This is a genomic window from Moorena sp. SIO3H5, assembly GCF_010692395.1.
Classification (GTDB): Bacteria; Cyanobacteriota; Cyanobacteriia; order Cyanobacteriales; family Coleofasciculaceae; genus Moorena.
In genome coordinates this window covers 44,897-59,563 of record NZ_JAAHHS010000026.1, presented here as the reverse complement: position 1 = coordinate 59,563, position 14,667 = coordinate 44,897, and the positions used below count along the sequence as shown (strand labels likewise).

Annotated in this window: 14 protein-coding genes; 6 read left to right on the top strand and 8 right to left on the bottom strand. The window is 41.0% G+C overall.

Translation table 11 applies throughout. From position 1 onward, the window contains the following. The first annotated feature begins 227 nt into the window (after positions 1–227). The gene (locus tag F6K52_RS04730; protein WP_293074731.1) at positions 228–494 is read left to right on the top strand and encodes a hypothetical protein; all 267 of its coding nucleotides are present in this window, start codon (positions 228–230) and stop codon (positions 492–494) included. Between the two features lie 125 nt (positions 495–619). On the opposite strand, the gene F6K52_RS04725 is transcribed toward F6K52_RS04730, so the two are convergent. From F6K52_RS04725 to F6K52_RS36915, 5 genes are all read right to left on the bottom strand, one after another. Continuing rightward, entirely contained in the window at positions 620–976 is a 357-nt protein-coding gene (locus F6K52_RS04725) for a BMC domain-containing protein (protein WP_293074728.1), read from the bottom strand. 97 nt (positions 977–1,073) lie between these two features. Then, positions 1,074–1,385, bottom strand: coding sequence for a carbon dioxide-concentrating mechanism protein CcmK (locus F6K52_RS04720; protein WP_075900807.1), 312 nt, complete (start codon positions 1,383–1,385; stop codon positions 1,074–1,076). A 125-nt stretch (positions 1,386–1,510) separates the two neighbouring features. Continuing rightward, positions 1,511–2,533 carry a GAF domain-containing protein gene (locus tag F6K52_RS04715; protein WP_293074725.1) on the bottom strand — a complete coding sequence of 341 codons (1,023 nt, stop codon included), beginning with the start codon at positions 2,531–2,533 and terminating at the stop codon, positions 1,511–1,513. A 761-nt stretch (positions 2,534–3,294) separates the two neighbouring features. After that, positions 3,295–3,921, bottom strand: a complete 627-nt coding sequence (locus F6K52_RS04710) for a type I restriction endonuclease (RefSeq protein WP_293074720.1) — start codon at positions 3,919–3,921, stop codon at positions 3,295–3,297. Between the two features lie 225 nt (positions 3,922–4,146). Beyond that, positions 4,147–4,305, bottom strand: a complete 159-nt coding sequence (locus tag F6K52_RS36915) for a hypothetical protein (protein WP_364416053.1) — start codon at positions 4,303–4,305, stop codon at positions 4,147–4,149. Positions 4,306–4,698: 393 nt separating this feature from the next. Between F6K52_RS36915 and F6K52_RS04700 the strand changes: the two genes are divergently transcribed. Then, on the top strand, positions 4,699–6,045 hold the full coding sequence (locus F6K52_RS04700; RefSeq protein WP_293074717.1) for a transposase: 1,347 nt from the start codon (positions 4,699–4,701) through the stop codon (positions 6,043–6,045). A gap of 304 nt (positions 6,046–6,349) precedes the next feature. Here the strand turns inward: F6K52_RS04700 and F6K52_RS04695 are convergent, their stop codons facing one another. Beyond that, entirely contained in the window at positions 6,350–6,502 is a 153-nt protein-coding gene (locus tag F6K52_RS04695) for a hypothetical protein (RefSeq protein WP_293074714.1), read from the bottom strand. Positions 6,503–6,557: 55 nt separating this feature from the next. Here F6K52_RS04695 and F6K52_RS04690 point away from each other — a divergent pair, with 55 nt between their 5' ends. The 3 genes from F6K52_RS04690 to F6K52_RS04680 all read left to right on the top strand — a co-directional run bounded on the left by F6K52_RS04690 (position 6,558) and on the right by F6K52_RS04680 (position 9,458). After that, a complete protein-coding gene (locus F6K52_RS04690; RefSeq protein WP_293074711.1) occupies positions 6,558–6,980 on the top strand; it encodes a helix-turn-helix domain-containing protein in 423 nt (140 codons plus the stop codon). A gap of 559 nt (positions 6,981–7,539) precedes the next feature. Beyond that, on the top strand, positions 7,540–8,061 hold the full coding sequence (locus tag F6K52_RS04685) for a hypothetical protein (RefSeq protein WP_293074708.1): 522 nt from the start codon (positions 7,540–7,542) through the stop codon (positions 8,059–8,061). A gap of 1,037 nt (positions 8,062–9,098) precedes the next feature. Continuing rightward, positions 9,099–9,458, top strand: a complete 360-nt coding sequence (locus F6K52_RS04680; protein ID WP_293074706.1) for a hypothetical protein — start codon at positions 9,099–9,101, stop codon at positions 9,456–9,458. Positions 9,459–9,584: 126 nt separating this feature from the next. Here the strand turns inward: F6K52_RS04680 and F6K52_RS04675 are convergent, their stop codons facing one another. Further along, entirely contained in the window at positions 9,585–11,810 is a 2,226-nt protein-coding gene (locus F6K52_RS04675; RefSeq protein WP_293074704.1) for a CHAT domain-containing protein, read from the bottom strand. 366 nt (positions 11,811–12,176) lie between these two features. Then, positions 12,177–13,109 (bottom strand): hypothetical protein, encoded by a 933-nt coding sequence (locus F6K52_RS04670; protein ID WP_293074702.1) that lies wholly within the window; start codon positions 13,107–13,109, stop codon positions 12,177–12,179. Positions 13,110–14,147: 1,038 nt separating this feature from the next. Here F6K52_RS04670 and F6K52_RS04665 point away from each other — a divergent pair. After that, positions 14,148–14,570: a helix-turn-helix domain-containing protein gene (locus tag F6K52_RS04665; protein WP_293074700.1), complete on the top strand. Its 423-nt coding sequence runs from the start codon at positions 14,148–14,150 to the stop codon at positions 14,568–14,570. The last annotated feature ends 97 nt before the right edge of the window (positions 14,571–14,667 follow it).

Here is a 14,667-nt window from a genome sequence, read left to right as displayed (position 1 = left end):
TATTAAACCCGCTCTTTTTTAAGATAGTTTACATATTTCTACCATCAACGGGTGATAAACAACTCATTTCGATGTAGGAAATTCGCTATTTTTTGTCAATACCAGCAAACCATCACATCAAACGGAGTAACTACTGACCAGTACTAAAATAGTATATTTGTACTATAATCAAGATAGCGAGTTGACCCACAGGTTCTGATGTAAACCCCTAATCAAGGTTTTTCCCAATGAAGAAGCACTATATCCTGAGCATCAATCCCAATGCCGACTACCAATGGGAGCAGTGTACGTTAAGAGATCCCATTACGGCAGAACGACCAGACTTTGCTGGTTTGATTGCCCAAGCTGTGGCAGATCAAACTGGTTCTTATCTAGTGGCAGTTAATATTGAGGTAGAAGTATTAGAGCAAGCAGCACAGCCCCAAGCTCAGAAAGTGCGGGTTGATTTGCCAGTGCTTCCTGTGGAAGTGCAACCATCAGGATTAGTCGCATGATTATCGACATAGTTAACCGGACCCGGTTCTAACACAAATGTAGCTTCAACCCGCATTCAACAACCGCTCTCCTATCCGGTCAGACCTGGGATTGGTGCGGGTTTAGCTAAAACCAACCAAAAAGCTTAACGAGGCAAACCGTTCCCCGGCCCGATGATGGGATTTTCCACAGCTTCTCGGTACGGTTCAACTGCTTCAGTATAGGCAATGGGCAGAACACACTCGACGTTTTCATGGGGACGAGGAATGATTACCCAGGATTCCAGGGTAGCGCCATAGGCTTTTTCGACGGCTGCAATACCAGCATCCATAGCTGCTTTTACTTCGGAAACATCCCCCCGAATATTGATATTGAAGCGGGCGCTACCAACTCTGATGTAGCCTACTAAGGTAACCCTACCGGCTTTAACCATAGCATCTGCTGCTGCGAGTATCCCAGGAAAGCCTTTGGTTTCGAGAGATCCAACCGCCACTGTGGACATAGCCAAACTCCTTAATCTGTTGAATTATTTTAAACTCAGGAACTATTGTACGAATCTTCGCTACCGATTCTGAAAAATACTGATTCAGCCTATTGATTTAAAATGTTCGGAACTCTTCGACTTTGCTGGTGTAGTGGATGGGGAGCACTGTGTCCACATTTTCATTAGGGTTAGGAATGATATAGTAAGCTGTCACCTCTGCACCATAGGTTTTCTCTACGGCTTCCAGACCAGCTGCTACTGCGACGTTTACCTCTGAAATTTTACCACGGACGCTAACCATAAACCGACCTTTCTCAGATTTATCATAGGATACCAGTGTGACTGCCCCTGCTTTGACCATGGCATCTGCTGCGGCTAGTACCCCTGGAAAACCTAGGGTCTCAATGGTTCCAACTGCTACTGGCATTGTGTTCTACTCCGGTCAAGACGAAAATTGGGTTAAATCTGATTGTACTGGAGTTATTAGGCAAAATATCTCCTAGGATGCCTAAAATGTTAAAATTTAAAATTTAAACTATAAAATATTGAAATTTAACCATAAAAATTGGTTAGTTTTTTTAGGCTCTTGCGCACCTGTTTTTCTTTATCCTGGAGTTCAGTAATCAGTTTTTGATTATAGGGATCGATAATCCCTGAGTTACTTTCTGAATTTACCCAAAGTTTACGGGCTAGTTGGAAACATAACTGACATCGTTCTAAATTTCTCAAAATTGAAGGAGTAAATTGAGCAAACAGGGCTTCATCTTTTTTGGTAAACCCCTTTAAATCAATTCTTTCATACAAGTCATCATTTGGATTACTATCAGGTTTTAATTTATTAATTAATTGTACCACAGCAACTAAATTTTTTCGCTGATTCAACACCGGCCAAGCTAGCATAGTATAAGTTCGGTATCCGGTAATTTTGTCGATTCTTTTCGCTTCTTCAGAGCGTGGGTCGTCATAGACATCAAAGGGAACATTAATAATACTTAAGGAGGTAGCTGCTGCACCAGCAATTCCTTTATTTGCTGGAATATCAATGATTAGGGAGCCACCTTTCCCATCATCAGCGTCAATGGAACCGAGGATGTTACTGTGCTGATCCAGTAAAAAAATACTGGTTCGGTCTGCTTTTAGGATATTTCCCGCTTTTCGAGTCAGGCGAGTTAACATTTCTTTGAGGGTGTCCACTAACTCCCCTAAAGCGTCATCAACGGTGTTTACCTCTTCGATAAGTTTTGGTTTTGCGTTCCTGTAGCTTCGCCTACGGCTAATCCCATCACTGGTATCGACGGTATCTACGTCATTGCTATCTACTTCAATTTCTGAGGATTTCACCGGAGTTTCCAGTAACTCTAAACCAGCAATTTCTCGCCAATTTAAGTGCAATGCTTGACAAATTTCTACAAAGAAAAGACCTTTAATGGGCTTCCCGATCAGAAAAAGATTAACAATGGGCAAGTCTAAATCTAATTCATTAGCTAGGTCTATATCTCTTCCCCGACGCTTACGCTTCCAAACTAATTTGACTTTTTCGAGATACTTAGGGTGTACACTATACAATTTTTCCATTCTTCTGTGATTTGGGGAAAGCTGCTTATCTCAACTCCAACTGATTAGGGAGCAGCAAAAAAATAAAATACCAGCTTTTAGCTTGTCGGATAGGCAAAAAAAGTTTGGTTATTTTCAGTTTTCTAGATTAAATTAGGTTGCCCACCCTACTTTAATTGGTATTTTTTTTTACGGAAGTCCCAGCTGTCAATCTATTGGTTTTCATCGATATTCCGGACACTTCATCTTACTGCTCTTAGTCTCTAATAGGTTTATCCCATTAGTTAACTATACTCCCTAGGTAGTTTTACCAAACTAGTTGCTGCTTTCAGTAGTGTATTCGGTTAGATCTTACTAGGCAATTAACCGTGCTTTGTAATAACCTATAAGTTATTGATAACAGTCACAGTATCAGTTATATAGGGTAAGTTACCCTGACCTAAATTACCACTATGGTGAAGATACCATAGTTGGTCTGCAGCTGTGACACCTGATCAATAACCTGATCAATAAACAGGTAATCGCTTGTTTTACTTGGGTATCATGTGCTGCTTCCAGTAAGTTTTGGGCAGCAGTATGAGTATAATAGTGCTTTTTGTGAAAAAGGTAAAGTCTTTTCCAGGAAATGTAAGCAGTCAGCTAATACGCTACGCCCATGCTACATCAACTGGTTATGAGCAGTAAGCTAAACCATCCAGGAAAACTTGGACATTTAGCTGAGGGGCGCTAGTAGATCAGTTATCCTGGACAACTCCCACAAGACCGTTATCACTGGAGACTGACTAGGGAGTTTGGATGGTTTGGTTAATATGTTTTAAGATTCTCAGCACAGTGTAAAGGTCATCTTTGTTCTCAAGAGCAAATGTATAGGATTGAGCATATTGAGGTGGCTTTGTGGTTGTCATCTTTAGGAATTTAAACTCATTACCATTGGTGATAAAGCCCAGGATAGGTTGCTCTGGATTAGGATTAGCCAACATATAGGCGAAGACTTGGGGAATTCCCGCTGCTAAGGCATATTTTGTGCCTTTTGCTTCAATAACAGTAACCCAGAATTCTGGTTTAAAAATTAGAACATCAATACGTCCATTAACAATTATTCCCTCATCCTCTGAGGTAATTTTAACTTCTTTTTCTGCTGTGATTTCAAAGGGATAACGATAAAATCCTGCTAGTCTGAGTAATGGCGATATTATCACCATTTTCAGGATCACTTCCAATAACGGAGACTCAGATAAGTAAAGATATTCTTCTTTGACTTGCCCTAGCAATTGCTTCTCAAAATCTGTCAGTTCTGGTAAATCGTCTTGCCATTCTCGGAAAAACTGTTCATCATCGGTTCGTTCTAGATTAAATCTGTGTCTTAATTGACGTAAGGTAATCTCTTTTGCAGGAATTGTTTGAACCATCGGTAGTTTAGAGTTTAGAGTTTAGAGTTTAAGTAATCGGAGATATTTTTATTACACAGTCTCTGAATTATTTATAGCAATTTTGATTACTATGAGAGCCAAAATATTAAGTTTTTTAAAAATTTTCATAACCCCTTGACTTTTGGCAAATAAGTGGTTAAATTAATAAATTTACACGTAACCACGAAGAATCATTATGAGCCAAGAGTTCGTTCAAAATCCTGATCATAATCCCAAAAATCCTAATCTTCCCCAACGGTCTAGCAAGGCACGTCCAGGACGAGAGGAAATCAAACATATATTGATTGGTTCTCCCAAAGCTGTTCGGACAACAATGTCTTGATGCAGTCGCTCATGGGGGAAACCCCCAAGACCGCGCTGCATCGCTTTACACTCTTTATTCCCTTGGCTATGCCAATGTTGATGAGTGGAGCATTCCTCAACCTACTGAAAATCCTGGTGAGGTGATCAGTATTTTGATTCGATATCTGTTGCTCGATTAAGATAGCAATTTGCCGGGGATTTGAACAACCCGTGTGACGCATTCCCCCACCTGGCCTATGGCCACGCTACGCGAACGGGTTGCCAGGTGGGGGTTAGTCCACGCCAACAGTAATTACTAAAAACCTGGAACAATGATTGTTCGGGTTAAGAAGCGGAGGCCTATGGCCACGCTTTCGCCGTAGGCGACGCTGCGCGAACGCGAACGGCTTTGCCGAATTGTCGTCCAATCTTTTGTAGGATAAAATATTAAGTACAGGAAAGCTTGTTATAGCAGTGAAAACGCCGACCAAAGTTATACGAACTGACAAATGGCAACTTAATCCGACCCCTGATCAAAAGATACTATTCGGGGATACTATTAAGGTGTATCGCCATGCTTGTCGGTATTTGGTTGGAATCATTTATACTCACTGGGCTGAACTAGGATGTTTGACTGCCGATCAGCTAACTCCTGCTGTTGAGCGTTTGATGCACCAAACTGCCAAGCGTCCTAATGTTAAATACCCGCAATTCAACAAAACTTTTTACAAATTTCCCAGCTATTACCGTCGTGCCGCCATTGCCTTTGCCGCTGGTCAAGTTAGTAGTTATGTGACCTGTTATAGTGAATGGCAGTCGGGTACGCGGAAACGGCGAGACACTAAACCACCAAAGCTAAATGCTGATACTGGCTGTTATCCCGCCCTGTACAAAGGCCAATGTTATAAACTGCACGGCTTCGATCAAGTCGAAATTAAAGTTTTCAATGGTCTCGATTGGGTCTGGACTACTGTCCAAATCACTGGGTTAAGGGAAAGGCATCAGGTAGCCAGTAACAAAATGATGTCGCCTTCTTTGATTTTCAATGAAAGGTACTGTCATTTATCGGTTCCGTTCAACTGCAAGCCAGAAAAACGGAAACCGGAGGCCAATGTGACTGCGGTAGATCTAGGAATTAATACCACCGCGACAATAGCAGTTGTGACCCACAGCGGCACTGTAATCCACCGGGAGTTTATTCACCCAGGAAGAGACATAGACCGTCGGGACAAGCGACTAAAATCCGTATCCGTAAGAGCATCTAAGACGATGGGTAAAGGAGGGAAACTACATAAAGGTTTTTGCTCTAAAACTTATCAAAAATGTCAAAGAATCAACAATCAGATTGGCCACATTGTTTCCAAGCGAATTGTCGAGATTGCTGAAAAGTTTAATTCTGAAGCGATCGTGTTTGAGAATCTCAAAGGATGGAAGCCAAAGGGCGGAAGGAAACGTTCCAATCTAAGGCAAAGATTCCACGGATGGCTCAAGGCAAAAATTCGTGATTTTACGGAAATGAAATGGACTGAATTAGGCGGTAAAATAGTAGAGGTTGTGGCAGCTTACACTTCTAAACTCGCCTACGATGGTACGGGCATTGTTAAACGTGATTCAAAAAATTATGCCTTAGCTACCTTCACTTCAGGTAAGCGATTCAATGCCGACCTAAACGGCGCTTACAATATCGGTGCTAGAGGTGTCATTAAACTCACTCGCAGAAATGACAGTGAGAGTCGTTCCAGCAAAAGACCTGGACGACCGCCTAGAAGCTGGGCTTGTCTATGTGATCTCTGGGTTAGGGATAACCTTAGATTAGCATAGGACACCACCACCTCGTTCAGGTGGTGAAAGCTTCATTCCCTGGCAAATTATCAAGCAGAAGGATGAATGATCAGTTGAGATGTTATTGATTAGGAGAATGTGCTGACTAACTTGATAACAATGTAATGATTCTGATCCACTTATCGGTGGATAGTGCAGCTAGTCTGTACTCGTCGAAAAGTACAATTCATGATTCGGTCAAGTTTTGCTTAACTGCAATCCTTGACCGAATTTTTTTATTCAATTACTTGAGATTGCGACAATGCAATAGTTTTCTAGCACCCTCTTCTCTGTATTACTTTATTTAACCCATTGCACTTATTACACCTTTAAATTGCGATAATGCAATAGTTTTATAAAACCCTTTTATACCACTAACCTTATTACTACCATTAATCCCAATTAACACCACGGCTTTAAATTGCGATAATGCAATAGTTTTACCAAATACTGGCATTTCAAGAACAAGTGTGTTAAAGTAATAATATCGTCAAAGCAATGGTTTATTCCCCATGATGATTTCCACTGCACAAGCCGCTGAATTACTTGGTGTTTCTGCCACTCGCGTCCGTTACCTTCTGGGCAAAGGCAGAGTTAAAGGCGCTTATAAGGTGGGTAGAACTTGGGTGATTCCGTTGTTTGATGGCATGCCGGTGGTCACTCCTGGCACTCGCGGACCAAAACGGAACTGGTCAAAGCGTACAAATTACACTAAGGCTGTGATCCACGTTAATCAGAGGGTGATTCGCAACAATCTCAAGACCGGGGAGCGTAATCCTGTGATTACGGTGAAGCGAGGCTCCAAAAATGTTTACGGTCATACGGTAGAAGTCAATGGCCCTTGTCGGGTGATGTATCGTCCAGATGCTCCACTAAATTGTGGAGCACGGGTGTGGATTGAGACGATTTCTGATTTTGAAGTAATATCGGCTTGATGGGATGTGAATGCGATCGCTTTTAGCGGAAGCTTGGCTTCATCGCGTAGCGTGACAAGCAGGTCAATCCCGTGACTCGCGTAGCGTAACAAGCAGGTCAATCCCGTAGCGTGGCCTTAGGTCAATCCCATTGACATCGAATTAAACATATCAAATCCGGTTAGTACAGACAGTAAAAAATATTTGCGTCTGAACTATACGGTTGTTTGACCCTAATCTTAATCCTGTTTTTGATTTCCGGATTTGGTATAATCTGTTACAGTAGCCACTTCCCTGCTCTTGTTTCCTTTGGCTAATTACCAAAGGATTTGCTAATGTGAGCGTTCCTTTACTGTTTTTGGCGATAACCTTGCTCCTATTCATCAATAGTTAGGTGGGGGCTAATAGTAAGGCGTTTAGGCATACTCAAACGCAGTAGATGCTACCTCCTATATTATGTGTACTTAAGCTGACATGATATTCTGTATTAATCCTTTCAATTCCTATGTCGTACCCAGATTATCTAGTAGACTTTAATAGTCAATAAAAACCGCAAAATATGAGTATTTATACTAGCATATTGTCCATAGAAATTCTTGATGATTTATTTGATTTTGCCAATCTTGATAAATCTGTAGAATCATCATGCCAATTAGCAGTACAAGATCCTAAGTCACTGTATTTGTTCATGCAGCGATATACTCATTTTAACGGCTATGCAGGTAGCTTAGTCGCTCGTTTGGCAAGTTCAGTTGGATTGTCCCGTAACCTATTCAATAGTTCTTCAAATCCTGTTATAGATGAAGCTGATCGGGGATTAGAAATAGCAGCAAAAATATTAGCAGCAACGATTGATGAACACTCGGATAAAGGTGCTAAATCTGTACCCCATCGTACTTTAGCGCAAGCAACACTGAAATCTATTGGCGACTATGCTGGTTTAACTGTAGACAAGCGAAACCATTTCTCTATCCTCCCAGATTGGATGCACGAAATTTTAGATGATACTGTAAAAAAATATGAGGGTATACCTGGTAATGCTGTTGCCCTGATTCGTGCCATAGGATTTCATGCAGCTTCTGAAGTCCTTGCTGATCGCTAAAAGCGGGCTCTTCGAGCCATCGTGAATACTCGATTATTGATAAGGTTATTAGGTACAATCACTCAAATTGTGGTTTCAATTCATACCTTTCTAAAATCAATGGAAAAGTTGAAGTTGAGCAAGGTCAGTTTAGTCCTTGGTATTGGATTGTAATTCACGGTAAACACCAGGGTTCTGGGGTTGAAGCTGAACATTTTAAGTTTGCCCTTGAAGCACTTGATCTAGTCGCAAAATATAGAACCGAATCAGAGCAACAAATTCAAGAATGGGCTTTACAAGGGTTTTCAGACTTTGTATTCATTCAACAAAAGCTTTTTAAAGAAATTTCGCAAGAATGCTCTGAGTTGCTTCAACTGCTCAAATTGCCAATTACAGCAACATCAAACTTACTGTGAGTTAGAGGTTAAATAGGCTTGGTGAATAAGTCCGGTAAGCTGTAATATCAAATCCGGTTAGTACAGACAGTAAAAAATATTTGTCTTCCTCTGACTATACGGTTGTTTGAGCCTAATTCTAATCCTGTTTTTGCTTTCCGGATTTGGTATCACAAGGCCTCCTTTTGCGAACGCGCCCCCCGTGACAAGCAGGTCAATCCCATCAAACCAGTCAATGTTTTGCGATCGCTTTTAGCGGAAGCTTCGCTTCATCGCGCCCCGCGTGACAAGCAGGTCAATCGCATAGGGTGGCAGTAAGCCAATCCCGTAGCGTTACCTACGGTCAATCCCATCAAACCACCCAGCTATAAGTACTAGTCAACTAGGTCTGTACTCTTGGTTTCGGGCAAAGACCAGACTATCCCGATTGCTGTCTTCTGCGACATTGGCAGCAGTCCCCTTTTGCCTTTTGCCTTTTACCTTTTTCTTCAAACAAAGAATTAACCTAGCATAAACATTGAGTAGTGTAAAACACTATTTTGTGCGAGTTTACCGCCATTTCATGAATTTTTGGAGATATTTCTTGCTTTCTTAGTCAAATATCCTGATTTAATTTAGAGCTAGCGAAGAGTATAGTAGTCAACCATTACTCTTCTCTTTGTCATGAAAGTAAAATTTTTAAATTCCCTTGTTATTATTGTTATTGGAGTAAGCCTTGTTTTCTTGCTCGGTATATTCACAAAAGCTTTTGGTCATCGTTGTAATGAGTCTTTGTGCACAGAATCCAATGTAATCCTATATCAATATTATAATCAAAATGATAATCTTAAAAGAGGAAATGTTCTAGGTTATCTTCAGAAAAATTTTAAGGTAAATAAGATCCAAAATTTAAGGATCGAAGATTTAAGTGATGTTTATTCCTTAGTAGAAATTAAAGGAGATTCTAATAATAAATTTTTGATTAAGGAAACACAATTAAAATGCAAGGAACAAAATCCAAACGATTGTAAAACTAAGCTGTAACTCATTTAAATTGTGAATTTGGGCTAATTGGGAGATGGGAAGAGGTATTGAATGTTTTTATACAAGTGGATCGATCTGAAATTTAAATGCATATTAGCTTAAATTAAAAATATCCAAAAATTGAAGTTATTCTATCAAATGAACGTTTACTGCCTGACATAGCCCTTTAAGCCAAGGCTTATCCCTTACCTCTTGTCTAGCTTTTTCATTTTTCTTAGTTCTTTCATACATATCCAGACATTTCTGGTACACTACCCCATCTAATATACGAAAGACCAAAATCACCACAACAACAATAACTATAACAGGCTTTGATAGCAGTTTCTTAAGTAAGCTAAGTATTATCAAACTATCTGCTTTTGAACTTGTATTTATCCCCTCTGGGTTAACTAAATGAGTATCTGAAACAGGGCTAGAATCCCTTGGTGCATTAGCAATGTGGATTTTAGAACCTTCCTGATCAGTATAGATTTTAGGCTTCATATCAGGAAGGGTTTCTCGAATCCTATTTTCGATGTACTTATGTAACTCATCCAGAGAAATCACCCTATCCCCATTCAAATCAGCATCTCCCGTTTCAATACCCTCTACTAAATACTGAGTGTAAATTGAGAGCTGTTTGTCCAATTGACTAAAGGAATAGTCAGTTGAAGAGGCGAGAATAGCACGCCCTTCTCCTCCTAATTGATTTTGAAGATCGACAGAGCGATCATCTTTAACCAGTAGGCCATTACGAAAAGCTGCACTAAAGCAACAGTCGAGGATAACCACTTGTCGCTTGGAGCGGCTACCTTTCATAATGTCATGGATAGCCTTAGCGGAAACTGCGGTTGTCCTAACTAGTTCCCCCTGTGGATTCTTACGAGTAATACGATTTGCTAAGTACAGTTGATTGCTGCTATCTTTAACACCGTGACCTGAAAAGAACAGTAACACCAAATCATCTTTTGTAGAACTGGTGAATAACTCTTCAATAGCCTCCGCCATTTCCTGTCGATCAGGATTGCTGAGAGCTTTGACATCAACAAAATTTCCCAGTTGTGGGGAACCCAGTATTCGTTTGATTTCCTCTAAATCTTTGGTTGCGCCAGGTAGTGGCTTTAAGCCCTGTCCATATTCACTGACTCCAATCAACAGCGCTCGTTTTAGCCCTTTTGATTGGCCAGCATCCTTTACATGGAACTGTTTATGGCTTGGCTTTTCTCGCACAACTGGCTGATTTAGACCTTGAAATCCTGACTCAATTGGACGTTGAAATAATTGAGCATCTTGCACTTGCATGAAAATCACAGGTGTAGCAAAATCCCGTTTCCGATAACCTGTTGATTCATGGAGACTAATTTCTCGTCGTCCTTCCTGTACTGCTATATCTGCTGGCTTCCCTTGAGCTAATTGTTGATAAAAATGGCAGGCAAATCGGCTAGCTGTGCTATTAGACACAGGATACTGCATTGCCACGAGTACAGGAATAATTTGCTGCACAACCTTGGAAGCTAGCCCTACAGATGGTTTCGATGTAGACTCCATTGCTCCCTGACATGCCTGCAACATAATAATTCCAGGTCGATGCTCATTAAAGAGTTCACTAAAGTCATTGGCGCTAATCCACCGTGCCTGATCGAATTGATCCACCAAGGCAATTTCACCATTTTCATTCTCGAAACGACCATGACCGATGAAATGGAAAATATGAGGCTTTTTCCTAAGAACTTTATCAATAGCACTGCCGCTAGCTGGATTCACTACTGGTAACAATTGCACCTGCTCTGGTTGTGCCTCGGCTAGTGTCTCTATCGCCGCCTGCACTTCTTCGTAGGCAACTGGATTTAAATCTTTGGGTGCAGAGACAACTAAGGCAATCCGCATTTTTTCATTTGCGCCTAACTGAATCGGTGATGCTGAAATCGGCTGTGAGCAAAAGCGAGAGAAGACCAAGCGAGGTGCAGTAGCGAACCACATTGTTCTTAAGTTCTTCCTCTGAGGCAAACACATAAATTCCCACGGAAACGCTGCCACTTCAGGGATATTTTGCTCGTCTATATCTAGTTCTACCCGTAGCAGTTGCTTTTGCTTGTGAACAACTTCGTGGTAAAATTCAACAAAATCATCGCAAAGTCGATCATCAAACAAGGCATCAAACAAGGCTTCTCCGAGTAACCTCGACTGTTTAGCATCCTTGGGTCCGTTTTGATGGACCTCCTCGATCAGCTTCTTGACTTCTGGGGTGATCTTATCCTGATAGCGAAATGCTGTAAAGATTGGATTATGGTGCTTTCCAGGTTCTTTCTTTTCAACCCCCACTATATGAGGATTTGTCACGTAGATGCGATAGGTGTAGTAGGGTCTAGTCATAGCTGTCTGATCAGATAAAGCTGATTAATTGCTAAGCATATGCGCTACGCGCACGCTACGCGAACAGCGGTCAGTGGTCAGTGGTCAGCGGTCAGCAGTCAGTGGTCAGTAGTCAGTGGTCAGCTTAAAATAAAACTCATTTGGGATAATTGAATAGTTAGAGATGTTAGAGAATTGAAAGTCTGGGAAAAAGCCCACCATAAGCATCCAGCTTTTGAATAAAATCACTAACCGCTAATAACTGATCCCTGATAACTGATAACTGACTGCTGATAGCTGTTCGCGTAGCGCTTAAGCTGTTCGCGTAGCGTGCGCGTAGCGCTTAAGCTGACCGCCATAGATTTACAATAAAAAGATCCACCCGATTTAAGTAGCTAAATCCTGTTGAAGATTAGCTTTCGGTAGCTTCAATATCCATTCTTTGACATCACTACGACTAAATTTAATTGCCGCCTGATTCTTATTTAGTATTAACGTTTTTAATCTATCTGCCAGATCACTGAAAACATCACGGATATCAGCAGTTAACCAGTTTATATCCGGCTCAACCCAAACCATACCGCGCAAATTAATAGACTTTATTTCCTTGGGCACTTTAAAGACAATAGCAAATTGCACTGTCGGTATGTTTTGGATTTCGGGCTCTTCAATGCGCCAGTAACACTTTGAGTTACCTTCACCTTGGGAAATCATTTCAAAGTGACCAGCTTCGTAAGTATACTCAGGAATGACAATGAATGCCTTCAGTTCGTTCTTTTTTGCTACATTAGCTTTGAGCTCCCCAGGAATAGTGGTAACTTCGGCTAGTTCAGTGCTATCAATCCCGATACTCCAATCAAGATTGCTATTGATACCTAAATTCATGCCCACCCCGAAGTTCATCACAGGTCGCCATTGGCTTTTGGGGAAAATAGACTGAATGATGGGCTCTTTTTCTCCTTTGGGACTGAAGTCAAGCTCACAGCACAATCGCCAAAATCTAACCCCTGGTTTAGGACGCAAATCGACAGTCACAGTCATATAATAGAAATCAAATACATCACGCATTTGCTGCCGATAAATGTTGGTCAATCCCTCTTCAGTTTTTTCAAATAGGTCTTCGGTAAGTAATATCAACTTATCCCTAGGATTGCCAAAGCTAACTCTACTTTCCAGCAAGCTTTTAACGGCAGTTGCAGCTACACCAAGGTTTGTACTTTCATCTAGGTTACTTTCCCATTTGTTTACTTGCTGAAATAGGTCAGCCAATAAAGTCTCAGCATCTTGGGGATTCGGTAGCGGAATGTTTTTATCGGTCATTGACGTCAGCTCTATTTAGATTGACAAAGTTACTACACATGGCAGGGACGTATAGCAGGAGCCACAATCACATAATTATTGATCAGGTTACTGGCAAGCTGTATCTACAGCTTCCATGGATAAGGGGGAAGTTAGAGAAGTTTACAACCCGCCTTTTCAATTAAATCCGTAATTTTACCAGAGTTATAAATTATAAAAACTAGTATTATCTTAATATCTAGTATGATGAGCTATGAAAGTTGTAATTGGCTTCACAAAAAATTGTCTAGCCAAGCCATAACAACTAGCTACATTTTTAAGATTATTTACTTTTAGTAGAGTTTATTTGATAGTAGTATATCACAATCCTGAACCTGAGGAACAAAATAGAGACAATTTTCGTCTAACATTTTATTCTTTCATCAGAGAAAATAACCCTTTTCCAAATAGGTCATGAACACTAAGGCTGATTTCTGATCACATCAAAAAATCTGGGAGCCCTTTCCTACTATTCTCTTTTAGCTGTTTATTGTTTCCGGTTAGAGCCATCTTCTGTTTACATCTCATTTAAAAACTCTAATTTCCCCTAAACAATCGATCAATTTTAAGACTTATGAATTGACAAAAAAGCTAAAGTGTGCATATGTCAATCGCTTTTCCATAAGAAAGGCAACAGGGTAAGCATTCAGCCGTCAGCCGTCAGCCGTCAGCTGTCAGCTATCAGCCGTTGGCCACAGACAGGCTCAAAGCTGATAGCTGATAACTTACGCAACAGGCAACAGCTAAGAGTTGATATTTCGACAATGCAATAGTTTTATAGCACCCTTTTCGACTACTACTCCCACATACTCCACATATCCTAAATATCCCACCAAATGAGAAATTGCGATAATGCAATAGTTTTTTTTATAGCACCCTTTTATATTTTTTAACTCACTACACCCACTACTCCCATTTTTTCTTTTTAATTACGCTAATGCAATAGTTTTACTATACCCTTGCCTTTTCAGAACAAGTGTGTTAAGGTAATGATATCGTCAAAGCAATGGTTTACTCCCCATGATGATTTCCACTGCACAAGCCGCTGAATTACTTGGTGTTTCTGCCACTCGCGTCCGTTACCTTCTGGGCAAAGGCAGAGTTAAAGGGGCTTATAAGGTGGGTAGAACTTGGGTGATTCCGTTGTTTGATGGTATGCCGGTGGTCACTCCTGGCACTCGCGGACCAAAACGGAACTGGTCAAAGCGCACAAATTACACTAAGGCTGTGATCCACGTTAATCAGAAAGTCATTCGCCAAAATCTCAAGACCGGGGAGCGTAATCCTGTGATTACGGTGAAGCGAGGCTCTAAAAATGTTTACGGTCATACGGTGGAGGTCAATGGCCCTTGTCGGGTGATGTATCGCCCGGACAATCCACTAAATTGTGGAGCACGGGTGTGGATTGAGACGATTTCTGATTTTGAAGTGATATCGGCTTGATCAGGAATTTGCGTTCGCGTAGCTTGGCCTACCGCCAATTCCATTAAAATCGAATCAACTACAAGCTGCCTTATCATTGATGAGCGAAACTTTAGCG

Excerpts from the sequence above, each read along its gene's own strand:
- F6K52_RS04680 (WP_293074706.1), top strand. The coding sequence starts at position 9,099 with ATGAAAGTAAAATTTTTAAATTCCCTTGTTATTATTGTTATTGGAGTA.
- F6K52_RS04725 (WP_293074728.1), bottom strand. The coding sequence starts at position 976 with ATGTCCACAGTGGCGGTTGGATCTCTCGAAACCAAAGGCTTTCCTGGG.
- F6K52_RS36915 (WP_364416053.1), bottom strand. The coding sequence starts at position 4,305 with ATGCAGCGCGGTCTTGGGGGTTTCCCCCATGAGCGACTGCATCAAGAC.
- F6K52_RS04715 (WP_293074725.1), bottom strand. The coding sequence starts at position 2,533 with ATGGAAAAATTGTATAGTGTACACCCTAAGTATCTCGAAAAAGTCAAA.
- F6K52_RS04670 (WP_293074702.1), bottom strand. The coding sequence starts at position 13,109 with ATGACCGATAAAAACATTCCGCTACCGAATCCCCAAGATGCTGAGACT.
- F6K52_RS04710 (WP_293074720.1), bottom strand. The coding sequence starts at position 3,921 with ATGGTTCAAACAATTCCTGCAAAAGAGATTACCTTACGTCAATTAAGA.
- F6K52_RS04720 (WP_075900807.1), bottom strand. The coding sequence starts at position 1,385 with ATGCCAGTAGCAGTTGGAACCATTGAGACCCTAGGTTTTCCAGGGGTA.
- F6K52_RS04690 (WP_293074711.1), top strand. The coding sequence starts at position 6,558 with ATGATGATTTCCACTGCACAAGCCGCTGAATTACTTGGTGTTTCTGCC.
- F6K52_RS04695 (WP_293074714.1), bottom strand. The coding sequence starts at position 6,502 with ATGCCAGTATTTGGTAAAACTATTGCATTATCGCAATTTAAAGCCGTG.
- F6K52_RS04665 (WP_293074700.1), top strand. The coding sequence starts at position 14,148 with ATGATGATTTCCACTGCACAAGCCGCTGAATTACTTGGTGTTTCTGCC.
- F6K52_RS04730 (WP_293074731.1), top strand. The coding sequence starts at position 228 with ATGAAGAAGCACTATATCCTGAGCATCAATCCCAATGCCGACTACCAA.
- F6K52_RS04675 (WP_293074704.1), bottom strand. The coding sequence starts at position 11,810 with ATGACTAGACCCTACTACACCTATCGCATCTACGTGACAAATCCTCAT.